Annotated in this window: 18 protein-coding genes; 7 read left to right on the top strand and 11 right to left on the bottom strand. The window is 68.6% G+C overall.

Annotated features, from left to right (window positions below; translation table 11 throughout):
• Positions 1-28: 28 nt before the first annotated feature.
• From AC1RM6_RS19210 to AC1RM6_RS19180, 7 genes are all read right to left on the bottom strand, one after another.
• Complete coding sequence (locus tag AC1RM6_RS19210) at positions 29-2761, bottom strand: TonB-dependent receptor (RefSeq protein WP_493104142.1); 2733 nt, start codon at positions 2759-2761, stop codon at positions 29-31.
• Between the two features lie 80 nt (positions 2762-2841).
• Complete coding sequence (locus tag AC1RM6_RS19205; protein ID WP_493104140.1) at positions 2842-4044, bottom strand: thiolase family protein; 1203 nt, start codon at positions 4042-4044, stop codon at positions 2842-2844.
• Between the two features lie 193 nt (positions 4045-4237).
• Positions 4238-6274 carry a 3-hydroxyacyl-CoA dehydrogenase NAD-binding domain-containing protein gene (locus AC1RM6_RS19200; RefSeq protein WP_493104136.1) on the bottom strand — a complete coding sequence of 679 codons (2037 nt, stop codon included), beginning with the start codon at positions 6272-6274 and terminating at the stop codon, positions 4238-4240.
• Between the two features lie 27 nt (positions 6275-6301).
• Positions 6302-7102 carry an SDR family NAD(P)-dependent oxidoreductase gene (locus AC1RM6_RS19195; RefSeq protein ID WP_493104134.1) on the bottom strand — a complete coding sequence of 267 codons (801 nt, stop codon included), beginning with the start codon at positions 7100-7102 and terminating at the stop codon, positions 6302-6304.
• A complete protein-coding gene (locus AC1RM6_RS19190; protein WP_493104130.1) occupies positions 7102-7866 on the bottom strand; it encodes an SDR family NAD(P)-dependent oxidoreductase in 765 nt (254 codons plus the stop codon). The genes AC1RM6_RS19195 and AC1RM6_RS19190 overlap by 1 nt, the downstream gene beginning before the upstream one ends.
• 17 nt (positions 7867-7883) lie before the next feature.
• Entirely contained in the window at positions 7884-8915 is a 1032-nt protein-coding gene (locus AC1RM6_RS19185) for a phosphotransferase family protein (protein ID WP_493104128.1), read from the bottom strand.
• Positions 8912-10177 (bottom strand): acyl-CoA dehydrogenase family protein, encoded by a 1266-nt coding sequence (locus tag AC1RM6_RS19180; protein ID WP_493104126.1) that lies wholly within the window; start codon positions 10175-10177, stop codon positions 8912-8914. The genes AC1RM6_RS19185 and AC1RM6_RS19180 overlap by 4 nt, the downstream gene beginning before the upstream one ends.
• A 166-nt stretch (positions 10178-10343) precedes the next feature.
• On the opposite strand from AC1RM6_RS19180, the gene AC1RM6_RS19175 reads away from it, so the two are divergent.
• Positions 10344-11576, top strand: coding sequence for a TetR/AcrR family transcriptional regulator (locus AC1RM6_RS19175; protein WP_493104124.1), 1233 nt, complete (start codon positions 10344-10346; stop codon positions 11574-11576).
• A gap of 28 nt (positions 11577-11604) precedes the next feature.
• Here AC1RM6_RS19175 and AC1RM6_RS19170 read toward each other — a convergent pair whose 3' ends face one another.
• Positions 11605-12150, bottom strand: coding sequence for a hypothetical protein (locus tag AC1RM6_RS19170; protein WP_493104122.1), 546 nt, complete (start codon positions 12148-12150; stop codon positions 11605-11607).
• Between the two features lie 194 nt (positions 12151-12344).
• On the opposite strand from AC1RM6_RS19170, the gene AC1RM6_RS19165 reads away from it, so the two are divergent.
• Entirely contained in the window at positions 12345-12635 is a 291-nt protein-coding gene (locus AC1RM6_RS19165; protein WP_493104119.1) for a hypothetical protein, read from the top strand.
• Between the two features lie 23 nt (positions 12636-12658).
• Here the strand turns inward: AC1RM6_RS19165 and AC1RM6_RS19160 are convergent, their stop codons facing one another.
• Entirely contained in the window at positions 12659-14317 is a 1659-nt protein-coding gene (locus AC1RM6_RS19160) for a flavin-containing monooxygenase (protein WP_493104118.1), read from the bottom strand.
• Positions 14318-14576: 259 nt separating this feature from the next.
• Here AC1RM6_RS19160 and AC1RM6_RS19155 point away from each other — a divergent pair, with 259 nt between their 5' ends.
• The 5 genes from AC1RM6_RS19155 to AC1RM6_RS19135 are packed head-to-tail and all read left to right on the top strand — an operon-like array spanning position 14577 to position 20488.
• Positions 14577-16235 (top strand): class I adenylate-forming enzyme family protein, encoded by a 1659-nt coding sequence (locus AC1RM6_RS19155; protein WP_493104114.1) that lies wholly within the window; start codon positions 14577-14579, stop codon positions 16233-16235.
• Entirely contained in the window at positions 16222-17091 is an 870-nt protein-coding gene (locus AC1RM6_RS19150) for an amidohydrolase family protein (RefSeq protein ID WP_493104112.1), read from the top strand. Before AC1RM6_RS19155 ends, AC1RM6_RS19150 begins: the two co-directional genes overlap by 14 nt.
• Before the next feature lie 11 nt (positions 17092-17102).
• A complete protein-coding gene (locus AC1RM6_RS19145) occupies positions 17103-18218 on the top strand; it encodes a Rieske 2Fe-2S domain-containing protein (protein ID WP_493104110.1) in 1116 nt (371 codons plus the stop codon).
• A gap of 10 nt (positions 18219-18228) precedes the next feature.
• Entirely contained in the window at positions 18229-19293 is a 1065-nt protein-coding gene (locus tag AC1RM6_RS19140; RefSeq protein WP_493104108.1) for an acyl-CoA dehydrogenase family protein, read from the top strand.
• A 1-nt stretch (position 19294) separates the two neighbouring features.
• On the top strand, positions 19295-20488 hold the full coding sequence (locus AC1RM6_RS19135) for an acyl-CoA dehydrogenase family protein (protein WP_493104106.1): 1194 nt from the start codon (positions 19295-19297) through the stop codon (positions 20486-20488).
• A 217-nt stretch (positions 20489-20705) separates the two neighbouring features.
• Here the strand turns inward: AC1RM6_RS19135 and AC1RM6_RS19130 are convergent, their stop codons facing one another.
• Both AC1RM6_RS19130 and AC1RM6_RS19125 read right to left on the bottom strand, forming a co-directional pair.
• Positions 20706-21902 carry an acyl-CoA dehydrogenase family protein gene (locus AC1RM6_RS19130; protein ID WP_493104104.1) on the bottom strand — a complete coding sequence of 399 codons (1197 nt, stop codon included), beginning with the start codon at positions 21900-21902 and terminating at the stop codon, positions 20706-20708.
• Between the two features lie 7 nt (positions 21903-21909).
• A complete protein-coding gene (locus AC1RM6_RS19125; RefSeq protein ID WP_493104102.1) occupies positions 21910-22449 on the bottom strand; it encodes a nuclear transport factor 2 family protein in 540 nt (179 codons plus the stop codon).
• Between the last annotated feature and the right edge of the window lie 195 nt (positions 22450-22644).

Here is a 22644-nt window from a genome sequence, read left to right as displayed (position 1 = left end):
CCGGCCCGCCGCGGCGGGCCGGTACCGACTAGAACTTCGAACGAACGGTGAGGCCGTAGGTGCGCGGCTCGGCGAGGAAGGCGCCGAACAGCTGGGTGGCCGGGGTGCCGAACGCCGCGGTCTGCGCCATCGAGGTGTTCGACCCCTGCAGGGTCGCGTTGAAGGCGACCTGCTTATATTTGGCGTCGAGGATGTTCTGGCCCCAGAATTCGACCGCCCATTTGCCGCTCGCCTCGCCGATGCCGACCCGGGCATTGACGGTCAGCACCCCCTGCTGGCGCTTCTCGGTGAAAAGGTCCGAGCCGGTGTTGAGTTCGGACATGTAGCGATAATCGGCGTAGAACAGCCCGCGCAGCTTGCTGCTCACCGGCGGCGTCCAGCTTGCCGATCCGGTGACGACATAGGCCGACGAGTTGGACAGCCGGCCGCCGGGCAGCAGGAAGAGCGCGGGTTGCAGCGAATTGTTGCCGCTGGCGTCGGCGGTGCCCGCGAGGTTCTTGCGGTAGCGGCTGTCGGCATAGGTGAAGCCGGTGGCGATCGTCACATCGGTCGCCGGATAGAGGAAGGCCTCGACCTCGACGCCCTTCGAGACGACGCCGCTGCGCGGATCCGAACAGGCGCTGTTGCCCGCGACCAGATCCTGGTCGGTGGTGCCGAGGTCGGTCTTGCAGCCGCGGATATCGGTGACGAAGAAGGCGGTGCCGTTGAAGGTGTTGAGCTGGAAGCTCTTGAACATCTGGTAGAAGGCCGCGACGTTGAGGTCGAAGCGGCGGCCGTCGAACTTCACCCCGAGTTCGAAGGCGTCGACCTTCTCGGGCTGGAATTTGAGGATATCGGTGCTGGTTGATGCCGTCAGGGTCGCGCTGTTGAACAGGGGTGCGCGGTCGAGGTTGAAGCCGCCCGCCTTGTAGCCGCGCGAATAGCTCGCATAGGTCAGCAGCCGGTCGGTCGGGCGGTAGCTCAGCACCGCGGTGCCCGACCATTCGCCTTCCTTCTTGCGGCTGTCGAACTGGCCGTTGACGCCGTTGATGACGCAGGCGAGCCCGGCGAACGGCGCGAGCACCGAATTGGCGAGGCCGTTGGCGAGCGCGGCGAGCGCCGGCACCGCGGTGGCGAGCGCGCGCAGCCGGGCGATATTGGCGGCATAGGTGCCGCACGGGCTGGTGCTCGCCAGATTGGCGTTCAGCGTCTTGCGTTCGTCGGTGTAGCGCGCGCCCAGGGTCAGCGACAGCCGGTCGGTGACCTTGACGATATTGTGGGTGAAGGCCGCGAAATTGCGGCTGGTCTGGTCGAAACGGTCGTTGAGCCCGGTGCCGTTGAGCGGCACATTCTGGACCTGCCCCGCGATCGTGTCGATGATCGTCGCCCGGCCCGGCGTTGCCGCCGGTAGCTGCCCGCCGGCAAAGGCGCGGGCGAAGCCGTTGAGATTGGCGAAGCCGAACAGCGGGAAGGCGGCGAGCGCGGGGCTGGCGAGCGCGACCCGGCCCGATGCGAACGCGTCATAGTCGACGCCGTAGCGCAGATTGTCGAGCGTGGTCAGCTTCTCATGCGCATAATAGCCGCCGACCAGCCAGTCGAGCCGGTCGTCGAACGCCGACCCCTGCAGCCGCAATTCCTGGCTGAAGGTCTTGAACTGGGTATAGCGGCCGCCGTCGCCGGCGCGGGCGAGGATGTCGAGATTGGTGAAGTCCGAATCCTGGCCGCTGATATATTTCCAGTCGCGATAGGCGGTGATCGACGTGATCTTCGCGGCGCCGAGCTCGTAGTTGATTTCGCCCGACAGCCCCCAGTCGCGCACGTCGGAACGATAGTCGCGCCCCGGGGTGACCGCGATGCGGCGGGCATAGGTGTCGTCGGGCACCTGGCCGCGGCCGCTGCCCGGAACCGCCGAAGTCAGGCTGCGGATGAAGGCGGCGATCGACGACGGCGCCTCGACGAGGCTGCCATTGGCGGCGCGGGTATAGTCGCGCGCGGCGAGATAGGTCGCCGCGCAGCATTGTTCCTGGCGCTTGGCATAGTCGCCGATCAGCAGCACCGAGAGGTCGTCGCTGGGTTTGAACAGCAGCTTGCCGCGCACCAGATAGCGATCGCGGTCGTTGAAATCCTTGCCCGAGATGACGTCCTTCAGGAAGCCGTCGCGCTTGGTGTAGATGCCGTCGACCCGTGCCGCGATCTTCTCGGAGAGCGGGCCGGTGACGCCCGCGGCGAGGCGGTAATAATCATAATTTCCGTAGCTCGCCTCGCCATAGCCGCCGAGATCGAATTTGGGCTGGGCGGTGACGATGTTGATCAGGCCGGCCGAGGCGTTGCGGCCGAACAAGGTGCCCTGCGGCCCGCGCAGCACCTCGATCCGTTCGAGCGGCCCCAATTCGGTCAGGCCGACGCCGGCGCGGCTGCGATAGACGCCGTCGATGAAGGTGGCGACCGAGCTTTCGAGCCCCGGATTGTCGCCGACCGTGCCGATGCCGCGGATGCGCGCGCCGCCGGCGCCGGCCTCCGACGAGGAGGACGACACCAGCAAGGACGGCGACAGCTGGTTGAGCTGGCGGATGTCGGTGGCGCCCGAATTCTGCAGCGCCTCGGCGCCGATCGCCGAGACCGCGACCGGCACCTGCGACAAGGCGCTGGCGCGGCGGGTGGCGGTGACGATGATCTCGTGCGGATCGACGACGGTGTCGGCAGGCGCGGCGGCCTGGGCGGCGTCCGCGGCCGGTGCGGTGTCGGTGGTCTGCGCGGCGATCGCGGCCGGCCAGACGGCCATGGCGGCGGAGGCCAGAAGCACTGCCCTGTACATAGTCATCCCCTCACTCCCGTATCATTTGTGATTTTCGGTTGTCGGACTCACGCAACTTCGAACAGGCCGGCGGCGCCCATACCGCCGGCGATGCACATCGATATGACGACGTAGCGGACGCCCCGCCGCTTGCCCTCGATCAGCGCGTGGCCGATCAGGCGGCTGCCGGTCATTCCGAACGGATGGCCGAGCGCGATCGCGCCGCCGTCGACGTTGAGCAGGTCGGGATCGATGCCGAGCCGGTCGCGGCAGTAGACGAGCTGCGAGGCGAAGGCCTCGTTGATCTCCCACAGGCCGATATCCTTGACGGCGAGGCCGGCGCGATCGAGCAGTTTCGGGATCGCGTAGACCGGGCCGATCCCCATTTCGTCGGGGGCGCAGCCCGCGACCTGGCAGCCGCGATAGAGGCCCAGGATCGGCAGCCCCTCGCGCTCGGCGAGGCCGCGATCCATCAGCAATTGCGCCGAGGCGCCGTCCGAAAGCTGGCTGGCGTTGCCGGCGGTGACGTGGCGGCCCTCGGCGACCCAGGTCCCGCCCTTCCACACCGGCTTGAGCGCGGCGAGCGCCTCGGCGGTCGTGCCGGCGCGAACCCCCTCGTCGTCGGCCAGGGTGACCGATTGCCGCCCGGCGAGCGACCCGTCCTTTTCGTGGAGCTGCTTCTCGACGGTGATCGGGACGATCTCGTCGGCGAACCGCCCGGCGGCGATCGCCGCGGCGGCGCGCCGATGGCTTTCGGCGGCCAGCGCGTCCTGCGCCTCGCGGCTGATCCCATAGCGCTCGGCGACGATCTCGGCAGTCTCGATCATCGGGATATAGGCGGTCGGTTCGACCGCCAGCACCGCCTGCGACTGGGCGCGGTAGGTGGGCATATGTGGTTCGATCGTCAGCGAGATCGACTCGCCGCCACCGGCGACCGCGACGTCGATATCGCCGGCGACGATCGACCGGGCCGCCAGCGACACCGCGGTCAGCCCCGATCCGCATTTGCGATCGAGGGTGAAGGCGGGGATGCCGTGCGGAAGGCCGGCGGCATGGACCGCGAGCCGGCCGAGATTATAGCTCTGGGTCCCCCATTGCGACCCCGCGCCGAAGAAGACGTCGTCGATCCGCGCTGGATCGATACCGGCGCGATCGACCACCGCCCTGAGCACATGCGCGGCGAGCACCGGCGCCTCGGTATCGTTAAATGCCCCGCGATAGGCGCGACCGATCGCGGTCCGTGCCGTGGCGACGATGGCTGCTTCCCCCATCCGCTCCTCCTGCAGCGAGTCTGTCTCGCCTGATATCGTTGTTAGAAGATTGGGTACGCTTTTTATGCTGGTCTTGGCAAGCCGATTCTTGGCAGTATCCCGGGTTTTTCAAGCCTGAAAACGGACCTATCACCGGCGTGTCGACGAACGCTGTCAAATCCAGCAAAGTTGTAACGGTATGGAAATGGGGCGGCTATGCGGACAAAAGTTCGCCGGCGGCGGCCTTGTTCGCGAGCAGTGGTGCGATCGTGAAATCGGGGCCGAGCCGGTCGCGAAAGGCGGCCAGGCCGTCGATCACCGTCTGCAGCCCGACGGTGTCGGCCCAGAACATCGGCCCGCCGGTCACCGCCGGCCAGCCATAGCCGTTGACCCACACCACATCGATGTCCGACGGCCGCTGCGCGACGCCTTCCTCGAGGATCTTCGCGCCTTCGTTGACCATCGCGAACAGCAGCCGGTCGCGGATCTCGTCGTCGGAAATGCTGCGCCGGGCGATGCCGTGGCGCGCGGCGAAGCCGGCGATCATCGCCTCGACCTCGGCCGAGGGGGTGCGGTTGCGGTCGGCATCATAGTCGTAGAAGCCGCGGCCGTTCTTCTGGCCGCGGCGGTCGGCCTCGCACAGCAGGTCGCGGATCGTCGCGCCCGACGAGGTCGCGGCGTTCCAGCCGAGATCGAGCCCGGCGAGATCGGCCATCTGGAACGGCCCCATCGGAAAGCCGAAGTCGAGCAGCACGCGGTCGACATCGGCGGGCCGGGCGCCTTCGAGGATCAGCGCATTGGCCTGGTCCTGGCGTGGCTTGAGCATGCGGTTGCCGATGAAGCCGTCGCACACGCGGGCCACCACCGCGATCTTGCCGATGCGGCGCGCCAGCGCCATCGCAGTGGCGAGCACCGCCGGCGCGGTTCGCGCGCCGCGCACCACCTCGAGCAGCCGCATGACATTGGCGGGCGAGAAGAAGTGCAGCCCGAGCACCCGTTCGGGATGCGCGCCGGTCGCGGCGATCGCGTCGATGTCGAGATAGCTGGTGTTCGACGCCAGGATCGCATCGGGGCGGACGATCCGGTCGAGCCGCGCGAACAGCGTCTTCTTGACCTCGATCTCCTCGAACACCGCCTCGATCACCAGATCGGCGTCCGAGAGCGCCTCGAGCGCGAGGGTCGGGGTGAGCAGCGCCATCGCGGCCTCGACCTGGTCGGTGCTGAGCCGGCCGCGGCGCGCGCTGCGTTCGTAATTGGCGCGGATCGTCGCGACGCCACGGTCGAGCGCGGCCTGGTCGCGCTCGACGATCGTCACCGGGGTGCCGACCGACAGGAAATTCATCGCGATCCCGCCGCCCATCGTCCCCGCGCCGACGATGCCGACCCGATCGACCGGCAGCAGCGGCGTGCCCTTGGGCAGATCGTCGATCTTCGCCGCGGCGCGCTCGGCGAAGAAGATATGGCGCAGCGCCTGCGACTGGCGGCCGGTCATCAGCCGGAGGAACAGCGCGCGTTCGAGCGCGAGCCCCTCGGCGAGCGGGAGGGTGGTGGCGGCGGTGATCGCCTCGATGCAGGCGGCCGGGGCGTCGCGGCCGTGCAGCGCGCGGCCCTGGCGCGCGACGAAGGCGGCGATGGCGTCGGGCTGCGGGGCGATTGCCCGCGTTCCGCTGCGCGGCAGCGGCCGCATGTCCGCGACCTCGCGGGCGAAGCCGATCGCCGCGGCGAGCAGATCGCCCTCGGCCAGCCGGTCGACCAGTCCGGTCGTATGCGCCTGGGCGGCGGCCACCGGATCGCCCGACAGGATCATCGCCAGCGCCGGCTCGACCCCGATCAGCAGCGGCAGCCGCTGGGTCCCGCCGGCGCCGGGCAGCAGCCCGAGCTTGACCTCGGGCAGGCCGATCCGCGCGCCGGGCGTGGCGATGCGGTAATGGCAGGCGAGCGCGAGCTCGGTGCCGCCGCCCAGCGCATTGCCCTCGATCGCGGCGATCACCGGCTTTGTCCCGGCCTCGATCGCTTCGAGCAGTTCGGGCAGTCCCGGCGACACCGCCGGGCGGCCGAATTCGGTGATGTCGGCGCCGGCGCTGAACAGTCCGCCATCGCCGCGAATGACGATCGCGGCGACGCCGTCGTCGGCTCCGGCCGCGGCGAGCGCGGCCTGCAGCCCCTGGCGCACCGCGCCGCCGAGCGCGTTGACCGGCGCGTTGGCGATGGTGATCAGGCGAACCGCGCCGTCGGTGCTGGTGTCGATCATAGGGTCTCCACGGGGATCATCTGGGTCTCAGAAATGGGTCTTGCCGGTCTCGCGCGGGCGGCCGAACGGGTGCGAGCTCGACAGGCCGCCATCGACCACCAGCGCATGGCCGGTGACGTAGCTGGCGTCGTCGGACGCGAGGAAGGCGACCGCGGTCGCGATCTCATGCGGCTCGCCGCCGCGCCGGAGCGGGGTGAACTGGCCGATCTGGCTGGTCTTCCCGGTCTCGCGGGCGCGATCGTAGACGAAGCGGGTCATGCCGGTCTCGATCAGCCCCGGGCACACCGCGTTGATCCGGATATTGGTGCGGGTGAGCTGCTGGGCCGCGGTCTCGACGAGGTTGATCACCCCGGCCTTCGACGCCGAATAGGCGATGCCGCCGGCGCCGGCACGCAGCCCCGCGACCGAGGCGGTGCAGACGATCGCGCCGCCGCCGCGCCTGATCAGGTGCGGCACTGCATATTTGACCGCGAGGAACGGCCCGATCAGATTGACCCGGAGCACGTCGGCGAACCCCTGCGCATCCTGGTCGAACAGCCCGGCGAGTCCATCGCCGATCCCGGCATTGGCGAAGACGATGTCGATCCCGCCATGCCGCGCCGCCGCCTCGTCCATGAAGGCCTCGACATCGGCCTCGCTGCCGCAATCGCCGCGGCGCGGTATGATGCTGCCGCCGCCCGACGCCAGCGCGGCGGTCTCCTCGACGCCGTCGCTGAGGTCGACCGCGAGCACCTGCGCGCCTTCCTGCGCGAACAGCAGGGCGGTGGCGCGGCCGATCCCCGATCCGGCGCCGGTGACGACCACCGACTTGCCCTGAAAGCGCGCCATCAGACCGTCGCCCCGCCGTCGATCACGATCGCGTGACCGTTGACATAGGAGGCGGCGCGCGACGCGAGGAACACCGCGGCGCCGGCGATCTCGTCGGGCTCGCCGATCCGCCGCAGCGGGTTGGTCCGCACCAGCGCCGCCTCGGCGGCGGGATCCTCCCACAGCGCCCTGGCGAAGTCGGTGCGGATGACCCCGGGGGCGATCGCGTTGACCCGGATATTGTGCGGGCCATATTCGATCGCGAGATTGCGCATGAGCTGCAGGTCGGCGGCCTTGGAGATGTTGTAGGCGCCGATCACGTCGGAACCCTTGAGCCCGCCGATCGACGAGATCAGGATGATCGCGCCGTCGCGGCGCGCGACCATCTCGGGGGCGACCATCGCGATCAGCCAATGGTTGGCGAGGAGGTTGTTCTCGAGGATCTTGCGGAACTGCTCGTCGGCGATCCCGGCCATCGGCCCATAATAGGGATTGCTCGCGGCGTTGCAGACGAGGATGTCGATCGGCCCGAGCGCCTCGCGGGTCGCGTCGACCAGTGCCTGCAGCGCCTCCTTCGACGCGATGCTCGCGGCGATGCCGATCGCCCGCCCCGGGCCGTGGCGGGCGACGATGCCGGCGGCGGCATCGTCGCAGGCCTGCTGCTTGCGGCTCGATATCACCACATTGGCGCCGGCGGCGGCCATCGCCTCGGCAATTGCGAGGCCGATGCCGCGGGTCGAGCCGGTGATGACCGCGGTCTTTCCCGAAAGGTCGAACAGATCCATGTCGCTCTCCTGAAAATTCATGCGGGGGCGCCGGCCTGCCGCGCCTGCGCCCAGGCGGCGTCGGCGAGCGGCACCACCCGCGCCGCGGCGGCCTCGGCGTCGAGGCTCGAGGCGTTGCCGTCGGCGATCCGCTTGCGGATGCCCTGGACGATGCCCACCAGCCGGAACAGGTTGAACGCGAAATACCAATGAAGATCGGGCACGCCGTCGCGGCCGGTCAGCCCGCAATAGAGCGTGGTGATCTCGTCGAGCCCGGGGATGCCGGCGGCGGCGAGGTCGATCCCGCCGATCCCCGAACGGCCGTCGGCGGGCATCACCCAGTTCATCGCCATATAGGCGAAGTCGGCGAGCGGATCGCCGATCGTCGCCAGTTCCCAGTCGAGCACCGCGCGGACCCGGGGGGCGTCATCGGCGAAGATCAGATTGTCGATGCGATAGTCGCCGTGAAGGATCGCGCTGCGCTCCTGCGCGGGCACGCTGTGCGGCAGCCATGCGATCAGCCGTTCGACGGCGGGAATGTGATCGGTCTCGGCGGCGCGGTACTGGCGGGTCCAGCGTTCGACCTGGCGCGCGAAATAATTGCCGGGCTTGCCGAAATCGCCCAGGCCCAGCGCGACGGGATCGAGGCTGTGCAGCCGGGCGAGGGTCTCGACCATCGAACAGGTGAGCGCGCGCCGTTCGGCGGCGGTCGCGTCGGGCAAAGCGGCGTTCCAGAACAGCCGGCCCTCGACCAGCTCCATCACATAGAAGATCGATCCGATCACCTCGGGGTCGGTGCACAGCGCCAGCGGCCGCGCGACCGGGAAGCCGGCGGGGTGGAGCGCCGAGATCAGCCGAAATTCGCGGTCGACCGCGTGCGCCGAGGGCAGCAGCGGGCCGAACGGCTTGCGGCGCAGCACATAGGCGCCGCCCGGCGTGTCGATCCGGTAGGTCGGGTTGCTCTGCCCGCCGGCGAATTTGGTCAGCGTCATCGGCCCGGCGAAGCCGGGCAGATGGGCGTCGAGCCAGCGCGACAGCCGCGCTTCGTCGATCGTGTGCGCCTCGCTCACGCCGCGGTCCGCGCCGGCAGCGAGACGGCGTCGTAGCGGCGGAATTCGGCGCGGGCGATCGCACGGTTGTGGACCTCGTCGGGGCCGTCGGCGAGCCGCAGCGTGCGGATGTTCGCCCAGGCGGCGGCGAGCTCGTGATCGTCGGACACGCCGGCGCCGCCATGCGCCTGGATCGCATCGTCCAATATCGCCAGCGCCATCCGCGGCGCCTGGACCTTGATCATCGCGATCTCGTCGCGCGCGGCCTTGTTGCCGAGCCGGTCCATCATGTCGGCGGCCTTCAGGCACAGCAGGCGCGACATCTCGATGTCGATCCGGGCGCGGGCGACCCGTTCCTCCCACACCGAATGGTCGGCGATCCGCTTGCCGAACACCAGCCGCGACACCAGCCGCTTCGCCATCGCCGCCAGCGCTTCCTCGGCGACGCCGATCGTGCGCATGCAATGGTGGATGCGGCCGGGGCCGAGCCGGCCCTGGGCGATCTCGAAGCCGCGGCCTTCGCCGAGGATGATGTTGGCGGCGGGCACCCGCACGTCGGTCAGGCTGATCTCGGCATGGCCGTGCGGGGCATGGTCATAGCCGAACACCGGCAGCAGCCGTTCGATGCGCACGCCGGGGGCGTCCATCGGCACCAGGATCATGCTCTGGCGGCGATGCGGTTCGGCGTGCGGATCGGTCTGGCCCATCAGGATCGCGATCCGGCAGCGCGGATCGCCCGCCCCCGACGACCACCATTTGCGGCCGTTGATCACATAGTCGTCGCCGTCGCGGACGATCGCGGTGCGGATGTTGGTCGCGTCCGACGAGGCGATGTCGGGTTCGGTCATCAGGAAGGCCGAACGTGCCGCGCCGTCCATCAGCGGGCGCAGCCAGTCTTCCTTCTGCGCGCGCGATCCATAGCGGTGGAGCACCTCCATATTGCCGGTGTCGGGGGCCGAGCAGTTGAAGATCTCGGCGGCCCAGTGGATCCGCCCCATCTCCTCGGCGCACAGCGCATATTCGAGATTGCTCAGCGGCTCGCCTTCGAAGGCGAAATCGTCGCTGGCGTCGACGCCGGCGGGCGAGGGCGGCATGAACAGATTCCACAGCCCCGCCGCGCGCGCCTCGGCCTTCAGCGCCTCCATCACCGGCAGTGGTTCCCAGCGCGGGCCGCTGGCCAGTTCGCGATCGTGCAGCGGGATCGCAGGGCGGATCCGCTGGTCGATGAAATCCCGTACCCGATCTTTGAACAGGGTTTCGCGGTCGCTGAGCGAGAAATCCATGGCGTCGAGCCCTTCTTATGTGATTCGGCGTCTCTCCTGTGGCGTTTCTAACCATACTCAAATTATGAATCCAACCCATTGTCAGCATTTTGATGGAAATAAAAAGAAACCCGATATTCAAATCATCGGCTGATGACGGACGCCGCGCGACCGGTTAAGAAGCGCCATGTCCACCGCGCCGCCAGACCCTTCGAAGCCGACTCCGCGCTTCCAGGCCAAGCGCACCGCCATCCTCAATGCGGCATCGGGGCTGATCAACGAGCATGGCGTGCGCGGGCTGACGCTGGCCCAGGTCGCCGAGGTGGTCGGGCTGAGCAACACCAGTGTGACCTATTATTTCAAGCGCAAGGAGCAGCTGGCGGCGGCCTGTTTCCACCATGCGCTCGATCATCTCGAACGCCAGCTCGCCGAGGCCGGCACGCGCCCCGATCCGCAGGCGCGGATGATCGCCTTCGTCGACCTGAGCTTCGACGCGATCCGCGCGGCGCAGGACGGCACCGCCTTTTCGGTGGTGCGCCTCCACGATCTGCGCGCGACCGAGGAGCCGGCGCGCGCCGAGCTGATCGCGCGCTATTTCGGCATATTGCGCCAGGCGCGCACGATGTTCGGCGACGATCCCGCCGACGATGCGCGGCGGCTCCGGCTGGTGCGCGCGCATGTCCTGCTCGAGAATATGTTCGCGCTGCCGACCTGGCTCGAACGCTATGCGGTCGAGGAATATGGCCGGGTGCGCGACCGGCTGATCGACCTGTTCGTCCATGGCTTCGCGCTGCCCGAGGCGGGCTGGCGGCCGGTGCCGCTCGACCTGCCCGAAGAGGGCACCCCGGCGCGGCGCAATTTCCTGGGCGCGGCGTCGCGGCTGATCAACGAGCGCGGCTATCGCGGCGCCTCGGTCGAGCTGATCGCCTCCGAGCTCAACGTCACCAAGGGCAGTTTCTACCATCATCTCGACGCCAAGGACGACCTGGTGCTCGAATGCTTCCTGCAGAGCCTCACGACGATTTCGAAGGTGCAGGATGCCAGCTTCGCGATCGGCGGCGACCATTATGCCGGGCTGGTCTCGGCGCTCGCATCGCTGCTCAAGGTCCAGTTCAGCGACGCCGCGCCGCTGGTCCGGACCACCGCGCTGCTGGCGCTGCCGCAGGAGCTGCGGCGCAAGGTGATCGACCGGTCGAACCAGATCGCGCGCCGTTTCGCCGGCATGCTGATCGACGGGATTTCGGAAGGGTCGGTCGCGCCGATCGACCCGCTGATCACCGGGCAGGTGCTGATGGCGACGGTCAACGCCGCCTATGAGCTGCGCGCGCCGAGTAAGGCGCTGCCGCTCGACCGGGCGGTCGAACTCTATGCGTCGACGATCGTCACCGGGCTGTTCGACGATCGGGCGATGCACCGCTGATCGCTGCCGCCGCAACCGCGCCACGCGGTCAGGCGGGCGTCGATGTGGAACCGCGCCGCGCCATCGCGCGCGAGACCAGCAGCAACAGTCCGCCGAGTGCGGCGGCGAGCAGGATCGATGCCGCCATCCCGACGAAATCGGCGGCCCGCTGGATCGCCTCGATCGTGCCCACCGTCAGCAGCAGCATCATCGCATTGTTCACCACGAGCGGCAGCCAGCCCATCACCAGCGCATAGATCGCCGCGCAGATCGCCAGCAGCGCGACCGCGAACCCCGCGGTGCCGAGCGCCGGCGGCAGCGCATAGAGCAGGAAAGCGAGCGCGACCCCGCCGAGCGCGCCGAGCAAGGCCGGCGGATATTCGCGCGCGGCGGCCTGTTTCACCCCGGTCCAGTAGAACAGGAACAGGAAGCCGGCATAAGGCGAGGCCAGTCGAAGCTGGGTGCACAAGGCGAGATAGGCGACGATCGCGACGATCACCGCCGCGACGATGAGCAGCCCCTGGAGCGGGGTCGGCGTGGACGATGGCGTCGCGGAGGGGCCGGTTTCGGCCATGATCGTCGGTTCGCTCGCCATGTTCATCTCTCCTGCCTTGTCTGCCGGCTTTTCCGGGAGTTTTCCGCGCTTTTGCGGTGTCGCGGAGTGCGTATTCCGATATCCGGTTCATTACGCACTGCGGCGATGAAATCGGATTTTTCGCAAGTTTGTGTGGACAATCCGATGTTGCGACGCCATTTGCGCGGCGCAATATGATTCACGAGAGGCAAGCTATGCGTCGGACTTTCACTGCTCTTCTGCTGGCCGCGGCGCTGGCATCCTCGGCGGCTCCGGGCTTCGCCGCCGACGCGAAGTCGGATGCGGGCAAGATGATCTTCACCAGCGACGGCAAGCGCGTCGGCCGCATCGACCGGGTCGTCGCCGACGCCGCCGGCGCGCCGGAATCGGCCGCGGTGATCTATGATTCCAAGTTCATCCACGTCCCCTATGCGACGCTGACCCCGGGCGATAACGGCCGGCTGGTGACCAGCCTCACCCAGAAGGAACTGCGCTCGCTGCGCTGAGTCGGGGCTGGCGCCAGGCGCGCTCATATCGCGCTGACCCCGGCTTCGGCCGGGGTCAGCGCGAAGCCGCGATAGCCGGCCGCGGCGACCTCCTCGCAGGTCGCGACATAGCCGGGATAATCGAGATAGGGCATGAACATCCGCGGTTTTCCGGGTATGTTGGCGCCGAGATACCAGCTGTTGCCGGTCGCCCATAGGGTGCCGGCCGCCATCGCATTGGCCTGCGCGACCCAGCCCGCCTGCGCCGCGGGGTCGACCTCGATCCGGTCGATGCCGCGGTCGCGCAGCGCGGCGAGGCAGGCGGCGATCCAGTCGACCTGCTGCTCGATCGAATAGACCATGTTGGTGAGCACCGACGGGCTGCCCGGCCCCGAGACGATGAACATATTGGGAAAGCCGGCGACCCCGAGCCCGAGATAGTTGGCCGGGCCCTCGGCCCAGGCGGTGGCGAGCGGGACGCCGCCCGATCCCCTGATGTCCATCCGCAGCAGCGGCCCGGTCATCGCGTCGAAGCCGGTCGCCATGACGAGGACGTCGAGCGGGTGGTCGGCGTCGGCGGTGCGCACCCCGTGCGCGTGGACGGTCTCGATCGGGGTGGCGCGAAGGTCGAGCAGGGCCACGTTCGGGCGGTTGAAGGTCGCATAATAATCGGTGTCGATGCACAACCGCTTGGTCGCGAACCGATGCTGCGGGACGAGCTTCGCGGCGGTCGCGGGGTCGGCGACGATCTCATGGATCTTGTCGCGGAAATAGGCCATCGCATGATCGTTCGCGGCGAGATCGTAGGAGATGTCGTAGAAGGCGCCCTGGAACGACAGTCCGCCTGCCGCCCAGGCGGCGTCGAACCCCGCGCGCCGCTCGGCATCGTCGACCGCGAGCGCGCTCTGCGGGCCGGGCGCCGCCGCCATCGCCCCGAACTGCCGGCCGCAATGGTCGCGGAAGCCCTTGTAATCGGCCTTGATCGTCTCGGCATAGGCCGGGTCGATCGGCCCGTTATGCGCGGGCACGCAATAAGCGGCGGTGCGCTGGAACACCGTCAGTCGGGCGGCGTCGCGGGCGAGATGCGGAATGACCTGCACCCCCGATGATCCGGTGCCGATCACCCCGACCCGAAGGCAGGCGACATCGATCCCTTCGGCGGGCCAGTTGCTGGTGTGGACGATCCGGCCGGCGAAGTCGCCAAGTCCGGCGATGTCGGGACGGTTGGCGGCGGAAAGGCAGCCGACCGCGCCGATCAGGAAGCGGGCAGTGGTGCGCCGGCCGTCGTCGGTCTCGACCGTCCAGCTCCGGCGCGTCTCGTCATAATGCGCGGCGCGCACGCGGGTGTCGAAGCGGAAATGCCGGCGCAGGTCGAAGCGGTCGGCGACATGGCCGATATAGCGCAATATCTCTGGCTGGGCGGCATAGCGCTCGCTCCACGCCCAATCCTGCTGCAGTTCCTCGGAGAAGCGATAGGAATATTGCATGCTCTCGACGTCGCAGCGCGCGCCGGGATAGCGGTTCCAATACCAGGTGCCGCCGACATCGCCGCCCGCCTCGAAGCCCTGAATGGTCATGCCGAGCCCGTGCAGCCGGTGTGCGAGCGCGAGGCCGGCAAAGCCGGCGCCGATGACGATCGCGTCGACCATTGCGGCGTCGGGATCGCGGGATTCGCTTCGGTATATCGGGCTGTGGTCCGCCATCATCTCTCCCCCTCGTTCGATTCGTGCGGCCGCGGACAGGCGTGGGCGCAGATCATCGATTCCCGCGGCGCGTCGGCGCCGTCATTGGCTATCGCATACGCAAAATATCATAACATGGCCGTAAATGACGATATGCGCATGAATAGCGCGGTTATTGAATACGCAAAACGATAAAATTTCTCGACCGCATCCGGGGTGGGGGGTAGAGGAGGATGACAGCGACAGGGTGCGGACCAGCGCCCGGCGGGAGGGTGACGCGATGCGCGGGGGCAAGGCCGAATCCGATGACGAGGTGGTGGCGATGCTAACCGGCGCGGGCGCGCCGTTCGAGCTGGTCGACATCGCCGTCGACGGCGTGGCGATGCGCGGTTTCCGCCGCGCCGAGACCGGGCTCGCCGCGCTGTTCGCGGGTTTCGAAACCCACGCCACGCAGATCTTCATCGTCGATGGCGCGCGCCGCCTGACCTATGCCGGATGCGCCGCCGCTGCCGCGCGGCTCGCCGCCGATCTGACCGCGCGGGGGATCGCGCCGGGCGACCGGGTGGCGCTGGCGATGCGCAACTCGGCCGAGTGGATGGTCGGCTTCACCGCGATCGTCGCGTGCGGGGCGATCCCCGCGCTGGTCAACAGCCGCGGCGCCGCGCGCGAGATGCGCGACGCGATCGACTTGGTGGGGGCGGTGCTGGTGCTGGCGGACGATCGCCGCGCCGAGATGCTGGCCGAGGGCGATGTGCCCTGCGTCGTGCCGGTCATCGACGGCACGCCCGGCGGCCCGGCCTTGCCGATGCCGGTCGCGCGGCCCGACGATCCGGCGATGATCCTGTTCACCTCGGGCACCACCGGCCGGGCCAAGGGGGCGACCCTGACCCACCGCGCCGCGCTGACCGGGCTGCTGCTGTCGCAGATGGCGGGCGCGATGATCGCGATCCGGATGATGGGCGCGGCGGCGCTGGCCGGGCCGCGGCCGCAATCGGTGACCTTGCTCGCCTTCCCGCTGTTCCATGTCAGCGGCTGCCACGCGGTCTTCCTCGCGGGGCTCGCCTCGGGCGGGCGGGTGGTGGTCGCCCCGAAATGGGAGGCGGCGACGATCCTGCGGCTGATCGAGCGCGAGCGGGTCACCAATGTCTCGGGATCGCCGACGATGATCTGGGATCTGCTGCAGGCGCGCGATGCGGTCGGCGCCGACCTGTCGTCGCTGGTGTCGGTGTCGACCGGCGGCCAGGCGCAGCCGCTCAACCTGCTCGATGCGGTGGTCGCCGCCTTTCCGCGCGCGATCGTCGGCACCGGCTTCGGATCGACCGAGACCGCGGGCGCGATCGCGATGCACACCGGCGCCGATTATCTCGCGCATCCCCGCGCTGCCGGCCGGGTGCTGCCGCTCGCCGAGATCCGCATCCGCGACGCCGACGGCGCCGACCTGCCGTCTGACAGCGCCGGCGAGATCGCCGTGCGCGGACCGATGGTGATGGCGGGTTACTGGAACGACGAAGCGGCGACCGCGCGGGCGATGCGCGGCGGCTGGTTCCACACCGGCGATGTCGGCCGGCTCGATACCGATGGCCATCTGACGATCCTCGACCGGCTCACCGACATGGTGATCTCGGGCGGCGAGAATATCTATTGCGCCGAAGTCGAGGCCGCGCTCCAGCAGGACGAGGCGATCGTCGAGGCGGCGGCGTTCGGGGTGGCCGACGCGCGGATGGGCGAGCGGCTGGTCGCGGTGGTGCGCTCGTCGGGCGGCTATGACGAGGCGCGGCTGCGCGCCTGCCTGTGCGACGCGCTTGCCGCCTACAAACACCCCGGCGAAATCCTGGTCATCGCCGAGAGTCTGCCGCGCAACGCGCTCGGCAAGGTCGACAAGCGCGTGCTGCGCGCCACCCATTTCCGCGAGAGGAGCGACGCCCATGCGGCCGCGTGACATTGCCGTGATCGATACGCTGCTCGGGATCCCGAGCGGCGAGGACCGGTCCGACTGGTTCGCCGCGTTCAAGCCGCTGCTGATGGACGAGCAGAGCCTGTCGCAGTTCGCGATGCCGGCCCAATATATGTTCAAGGATATTCCGACCGGGGCCGGGGTCAGCGACTATCTCGCCTGGACGGTGGCCGAGATGGACAAGGTCGGCATCGAACGCGCGATGGTCGGCTATTATGAGGGATCGGAGACCGCGCTCGCCGCGCGCGACCGTTTTCCCGACCGCTTCTTCTTCGACATGCCCGCCGACCCCAATCGCGGCATGGAGACGGTCCGCGCGATCCGCCGCGCGCACGCCGAATTTGGGATCAAGGCGGTGAGCGTCTTCCCGTGCGGCTGCGTGCCGCAGGTGCCGATCAACGACAAGAAGATGTACCCCTTATATGCAACCTGCGTCGAACTCGACATCGCGGTCGCGGTCAATGTCGGGGTGCCGGGGCCGCGGGTGCCGATGGCGCCGCAGCATTGCGAACTGGTCGACGAGGTCTGCTGGTTCTTCCCCGAGCTGCGCTTCGTCATGCGCCACGGCGCCGAGCCGTGGGAGGCCTTGGTGGTCAAGCTGATGCTGAAATATCCGAACCTCTATTATTCGACGAGCGCCTTTTCGCCGAAACATTATCCGAAGGCGATCATCGATTATGCGAACAGCCGCGGCGCCGACAAGATCATCTATGCCGGCTATTTCCCGATGGGCCTGAGCCTCGAGCGGATCTTCGCCGAGCTCGACCAGGTGCCGTTCAAGGACGCGGTCTGGCCCAAATTCCTGCGCGACAATGCCCGCCGCGCCTTCAAGCTCGATTGAGAGGGACCGCCATGAGCGACACTGATCCCAGGCTCGATGCCGCCACCGATGCGCGCACCGCGCCGGTCGCGGTCCACCATGTCCTGTCGGGGCTGAAAGGCGAGGCGCTGACCGCCTGGCGGGTCGCCGAGGTCCGCAACCGGCCGAGCGCCGACGAGCGCGGGATCGACCTGCCGTTCCCGCTCGGCTGGTTCGCGATCGGCTATTCCGACGAGCTGCCGGCGGGCGAGGCGCGGCCGATCCGCTATTTCGGGCGCGAGCTGGCGATGTGGCGCGGCGAGGACAAGCAGGTGCGGCTGCTCGACGCCTATTGCCGCCATCTCGGCGCGCATCTCGGCCATGGCGGACGGGTGGTCGGCAATCTGATCGAATGCCCGTTCCACGCCTGGCGATACGACGGCACCGGGGTCGTCCACGAGATCCCTTATGCCCGCGCGATCCCGCCGCAGGTCAAGCGACCCTGCGCGCACCAGTGGGTGGTCGAGGAGGCCAATGGCTTCATCTGGACCTGGTATCATCCCTATGGCGAGGCGCCGAAATGGCCGCTCGACGCCTATCCCGAGGCGAGCGATCCCGACTGGACCCCCTATCAACGCCACGAATGGTTCGTCTACGCGCCGCTCCAGTCGATGGCGGAGAATGGCGTCGACTCGGCGCATTTCCAGTTCGTCCACGGCACCGCCGGCTTCCCCGATGCCGAGATCGTCTGGGACGGGCATCGCCGCTCGGGGGTGGTGAGCGCGAAGATGGGCACCCCGACCGGCGAGGTCGACGGGCGCATCGTCAACGGCCAGAACGGTCCCGGCCAGGCCTATACGCGCTTCGAGGGGATCTCGGAGACGCTGCTGGTCGCGGCGATCACCCCGATCGACCGCGACCGGGTCCATGCCCGCTTCGCCTTCACCCAGCCGCGCGCGCAGGCCGAGGGGCCGGGGGCGGGGCTCGCCCGCGCGCTGATCCGCGACATCTGCAAGCAGTTCGACCAGGACAAGGTGATCTGGGATCGTCAGGCCTATCTCGCCAACGCGATCATCTGCGACGGCGACGGGCCGATCATCCGTTATCGCCGCTATTACGAGCAATTCTATGCCGAGCGCATGCCTGCGCCGGTGGCGCGCCAGGCCTGATCCGCGGCCGATGCAATTCGCCCTGACCGCCGAGCAGCGGCTCATATCCGATAGCGCCCGCGGGCTGTTCGACGATTTCGCGCCCGCGCTGCGCGCGACGATCGCATCGGCCGATGGTTTCGACCGCCGCCAGTGGACGACGATGGTCGCCGATATGGGGCTGGGCGGGCTCGCCACCGAGGCGCGCTTCGGCGGCTCGGGGCTCGGCTCGGTCGAGCTGGCGCTGGTGATGATCGAGATGGGGCGCACCTTGTTGCCCTCGCCCTTCCTTTCGAGCATCGCCACCGCGCTGCCGGCGATCCGGCTCGCGGCGGACGCGGCGCAGGCGGCGCGGCTGATCCCGCCGATCGCGCGCGGCGATTTGATCGCGGCGATGCTGGTCGGCGGCGACGTTACGATCGAGCCGGACGGCGATGGCGTCCGGCTGCGCGGGAGCGGACTGGTGCCGTTCGGCCATGCCGCCGATCTGTTCGTGATCCCGGCCGGGGATCGGCTGGCGGTGGTGCCGGCAGCCGGCGTCACGGTGGTCCGGCATGTGACGATGGACCAGACTCGGCCGCTGGCGACGCTGCGCTTCGACCTGTCGGTGCTGGCGGAGGACATGCTGGCAGGCGGTGGCATCGGCCAGGCGCTCGATCTCGCGCGGGTGGCGCTGGCGGCCGAATGCGTCGGCGGCGCCGATGCGGTGCTCGCTATGACGGTCGATTATGCCAAGCAGCGGATTCAGTTCGGGCGGCCGATCGGCAGCTTCCAGGCGATCAAGCATCGGCTGGCCGACACGATGGTCGCGGTCGAGGCGGCGCGCACCGCGGTCTATTATGCCGCCGCCGCGGCCGACGAGGATGATCCGGCCTTCGCCGAGGCGGCGGCGATCGCCCATGCGACCGCGGTCGAGGCGTTCGCGATGTGCGCGGGCAACGCGATCCAGCTCCATGGCGGGATCGGCTTCACCTGGGAGCATGACGCGCATCTGTTCTTCAAGCGCGCGCGGGGTGTCGCGACGCTGCTCGGCACCGCCGCGCAGTCGAACGAGCGGCTGGCGACGCTGATCGGGCTCGACGCGGTGGAGGGTTGAGATGAAACTGGGCTTCACCCCCGAACAGGAGGCGTTCCGCCGCGAGGCGGCGGCCTGGCTCACCGCCCAACTCGATGGCCCGTTCGCGATGCTGCGCGGCCTGCGCAGCCAGAGCGCGCTCGCCGACGAGCGGCGCGCCTGGGAGCGCGCCTTGTTCGACGCCGGCTGGAGCGTGATCGGCTGGCCGCGCGAACATGGCGGGCGCGGCGCCTCGCTCGCCGAACAGGTGATCTTCGCCGAGGAATATGCCCGCGCCGGGGCGCCGGGGCGGATGAGCCATATCGGGATCGAACTGGCCGGGCCGACGCTGATCCATTTCGGATCGCCCGCGCAGCAGGCGCGCTTCCTGCCGCGGATCGCCTGCGGCGACGAATATTGGGCGCAGGGCTATTCCGAACCCGGCGCCGGGTCCGATCTCGGCAATGTCCGCACCCGCGCCCGGTTGGAGGGCGACGAATGGGTGATCGATGGCCAGAAGATCTGGACCTCGCTCGCGCAATTCGCCGACTGGATCTTCGTGCTGGTGCGCACCGAGGAAGGGAGCGCCGGCACCAGGGGCCTGTCGTTCCTGCTGGTGCCGATCCGCCAGCCCGGCATCACCATCCGGCCGATCCGGCAGATGAACGGCCAGGCCGAGTTCAACGAGACCTTCTTCGACGGCGCGCGCACCGCCGCCGACAATGTCGTCGGCGGGGTCGGCAATGGCTGGCAGGTGGCGATGGGGCTGCTCGCCTTCGAGCGCGGGGTGTCGACGCTCGGCCAGCAGATGGGCTTCATCGCCGAATATGACGCGCTGGTCGCCGCCGCCAGGGCGAACGGTGCCGCGCGCGATCCGCTGATCCGGCAGCGGATCGCGAAAGCCTATGGCGGGCTCAGGATCATGCGCTACGCGGCGCTGCGCACCTTGTCGGCCGAGGAGGGGCACAGCCTGTCGCGCGAAGCGTCGACCCACAAGATCTACTGGGCGAGCTGGCACCGCGCGCTCGGCGAACTGGCGATGGACGTGCTGGGGCAAGGGGGCGAGGTTGCAGATGGGGATGGCCAAGAAGCGAATGGCTATGATTTCCCGCTGCTGCCGAACCTGTTCCTGTCGAGCCGGGCCGATACGATCTATGGTGGGACGAACCAGATCCAGCGGAATTTGATTGCCGAACGCGCGCTGGGGTTGCCGCGCGAGCCGAGGGGCGATCGGTGACTGCATTATAGCCCCTCCCCTTCAGGGGAGGGTTTGGGGGTGGGGTGCGACTGAAGCGGCTCGATGCCGCTGAAGGCGCTCTCGGTTCCAGCGCGGACGCTCGCTACGCTCGCGACCCACCTTCGTCAGGTCAACCATGCCCCCGGCATGGTTGAGGGAGTGCCGGGGGCACTCCCGACCTGACGAACCCTCCCTTGAAAGGGAGGGGCTCAGAAAATTAGCTGTACCGTCCCAGCTCCAGCTTCCCCACCTGCGCGCGGTGCACCTCGTCCGGGCCATCGGCGAAGCGCAGCTTGCGGGCATGGGCGTAGCTTTGCGCCAGCACCGTATCCTGGCTGACCCCGGCGGCGCCATGCGCCTGGATCGCCCAGTCGATGACCTGGCACGCCATGTTGGGGGCGACGACCTTGATCATCGCGATCTCGGCGCGGGCGGCCTTGTTGCCGTGCAGGTCCATCATATGCGCGGCCTTCAAAGTGAGCAGCCGCGCCTGGTCGATTGCGATGCGCGCCTCGGCGACGCGTTCGAGCTGGACGCCCTGTTCGGCGAGCGGCTTGCCGAACGCGACCCGGCTCTTGAGCCGCCGGCACATCAGTTCGAGCGCGCGTTCGGCGAGGCCGATCAGCCGCATGCAATGGTGGATGCGCCCGGGTCCCAGCCGCGCCTGGGCGATCTCGAAGCCGCGGCCTTCGCCGAGCAGGATGTTCGCCGCCGGCACCCGCACGTTGTCGAATAGAATCTCCATATGGCCGTGCGGGGCGTCGTCATAGTTGAACACCGTCATCGGCCGCAGGATGGTGATGCCGGGGGTGTCGCGCGGTACCAGGATCATCGATTGCTGGCGATGGCGCGGCGCGTCGGGGTCGGTCTTGCCCATCAGGATGAAGATCGCGCAGCGCGGATCGCCCGCGCCCGAGATCCACCATTTGCGGCCGTCGATCACATAATCGTCGCCGTCGCGGCGGACGGCGCAGGCGATGTTGGTGGCGTCGGACGAGGCGACCGCGGGCTCGGTCATCGCGAACGCCGATCGCATGCTGCCGTCGAGCAGCGGCGGCAGCCAGCGCGCCTGCTGGTCGGGGGTACCGAAATGGGCGATCGTCTCGATATTGCCGGTGTCGGGCGCCGAGCAGTTGAACGCCTGGCTCGACCAGTGGACGCGGCCCATCTCCTCGCACAAAGGCGCATAATCGGCGTTGGACAGGCCGGGGCCGTGCGGCGCCGACAGGAACAGGTTCCACAACCCCGCCGCCTTGGCCTGGTCGGTCAGCCGGTCGAGGATCGGCGGATGCGTCCAGCGATCGGCCGCGACCTGCTCATGGTAGAGCATCTCGTTGGGGTGGATATGCTCCGCCATGAAGGCGCGCAGCCGCGCCAGCAGATCCTCGGCGCGCGGGCTGATGTCAGGCGCCATCCCGCGGTCAGGCCGCCTGGTCGAACCAGGTGATCAGATGGCCGATGTCGCCGCGCTCATGCGCCTTGCGGCCGACCTTGGCGAGATGGTGGACGGTGATCGCCATGTCGGCCTTGAGCGGCTGCACCACCTCCATGATCCGGTCATATTCGGTGTGGGCGATCTTCCAGGTGCCGTCGATCCGGCGATAGCGGTCGCGGTAGATCGCGCTGCCGGTGGTGACGTCGTTGCGCTCGAGCGAGATATAGATGTCCTCGAGATACCAGATGCCCTCGGCCTCGTCGTCGCCGGTCAGGGTGATCTCGGGCATATGGCCCTGGTGCATCGCCACCGAATCGGCGTGGAAGCTGTTCATCAGGAAGTCGAGCATCGGCTCGCGCCCGGCGAGGCGGACCAGATAGCCGCCGCCGCGATACTCGACGGTGACGTCCTCGGCGAACAGCGGGGCGAGCAGCGCCTGGTCGGCGGTGTCGATGCCGCGGAAATAGCGATGCTTGACGGTGCGGATATCCTCGAAATCGGACAATTGCTGGAGGGTGTAGGGCATGTCTCTCTCCGAATGCGGAGACCGATCGGGTGTCGGTCTACGCATATCGTTAGCGAGTCGTTCGATCGCAGGGAAGATGCGGTCGATATCTTTGTTCGCGGCAATGACCGAAACCCCATCCGTTCGTGTCGAGCGTAGTCGAGACATATGTGGACGGCCCCCACTTGCAAGAGGTTTGAGCGGACAGATTGATCG

Source organism: Rhizorhabdus sp. GW822-FHT03C02 (genome assembly GCF_058801765.1).
Note: the sequence above shows the minus strand (reverse complement) of the source record. Positions and strands in the feature narration are given on the sequence as shown.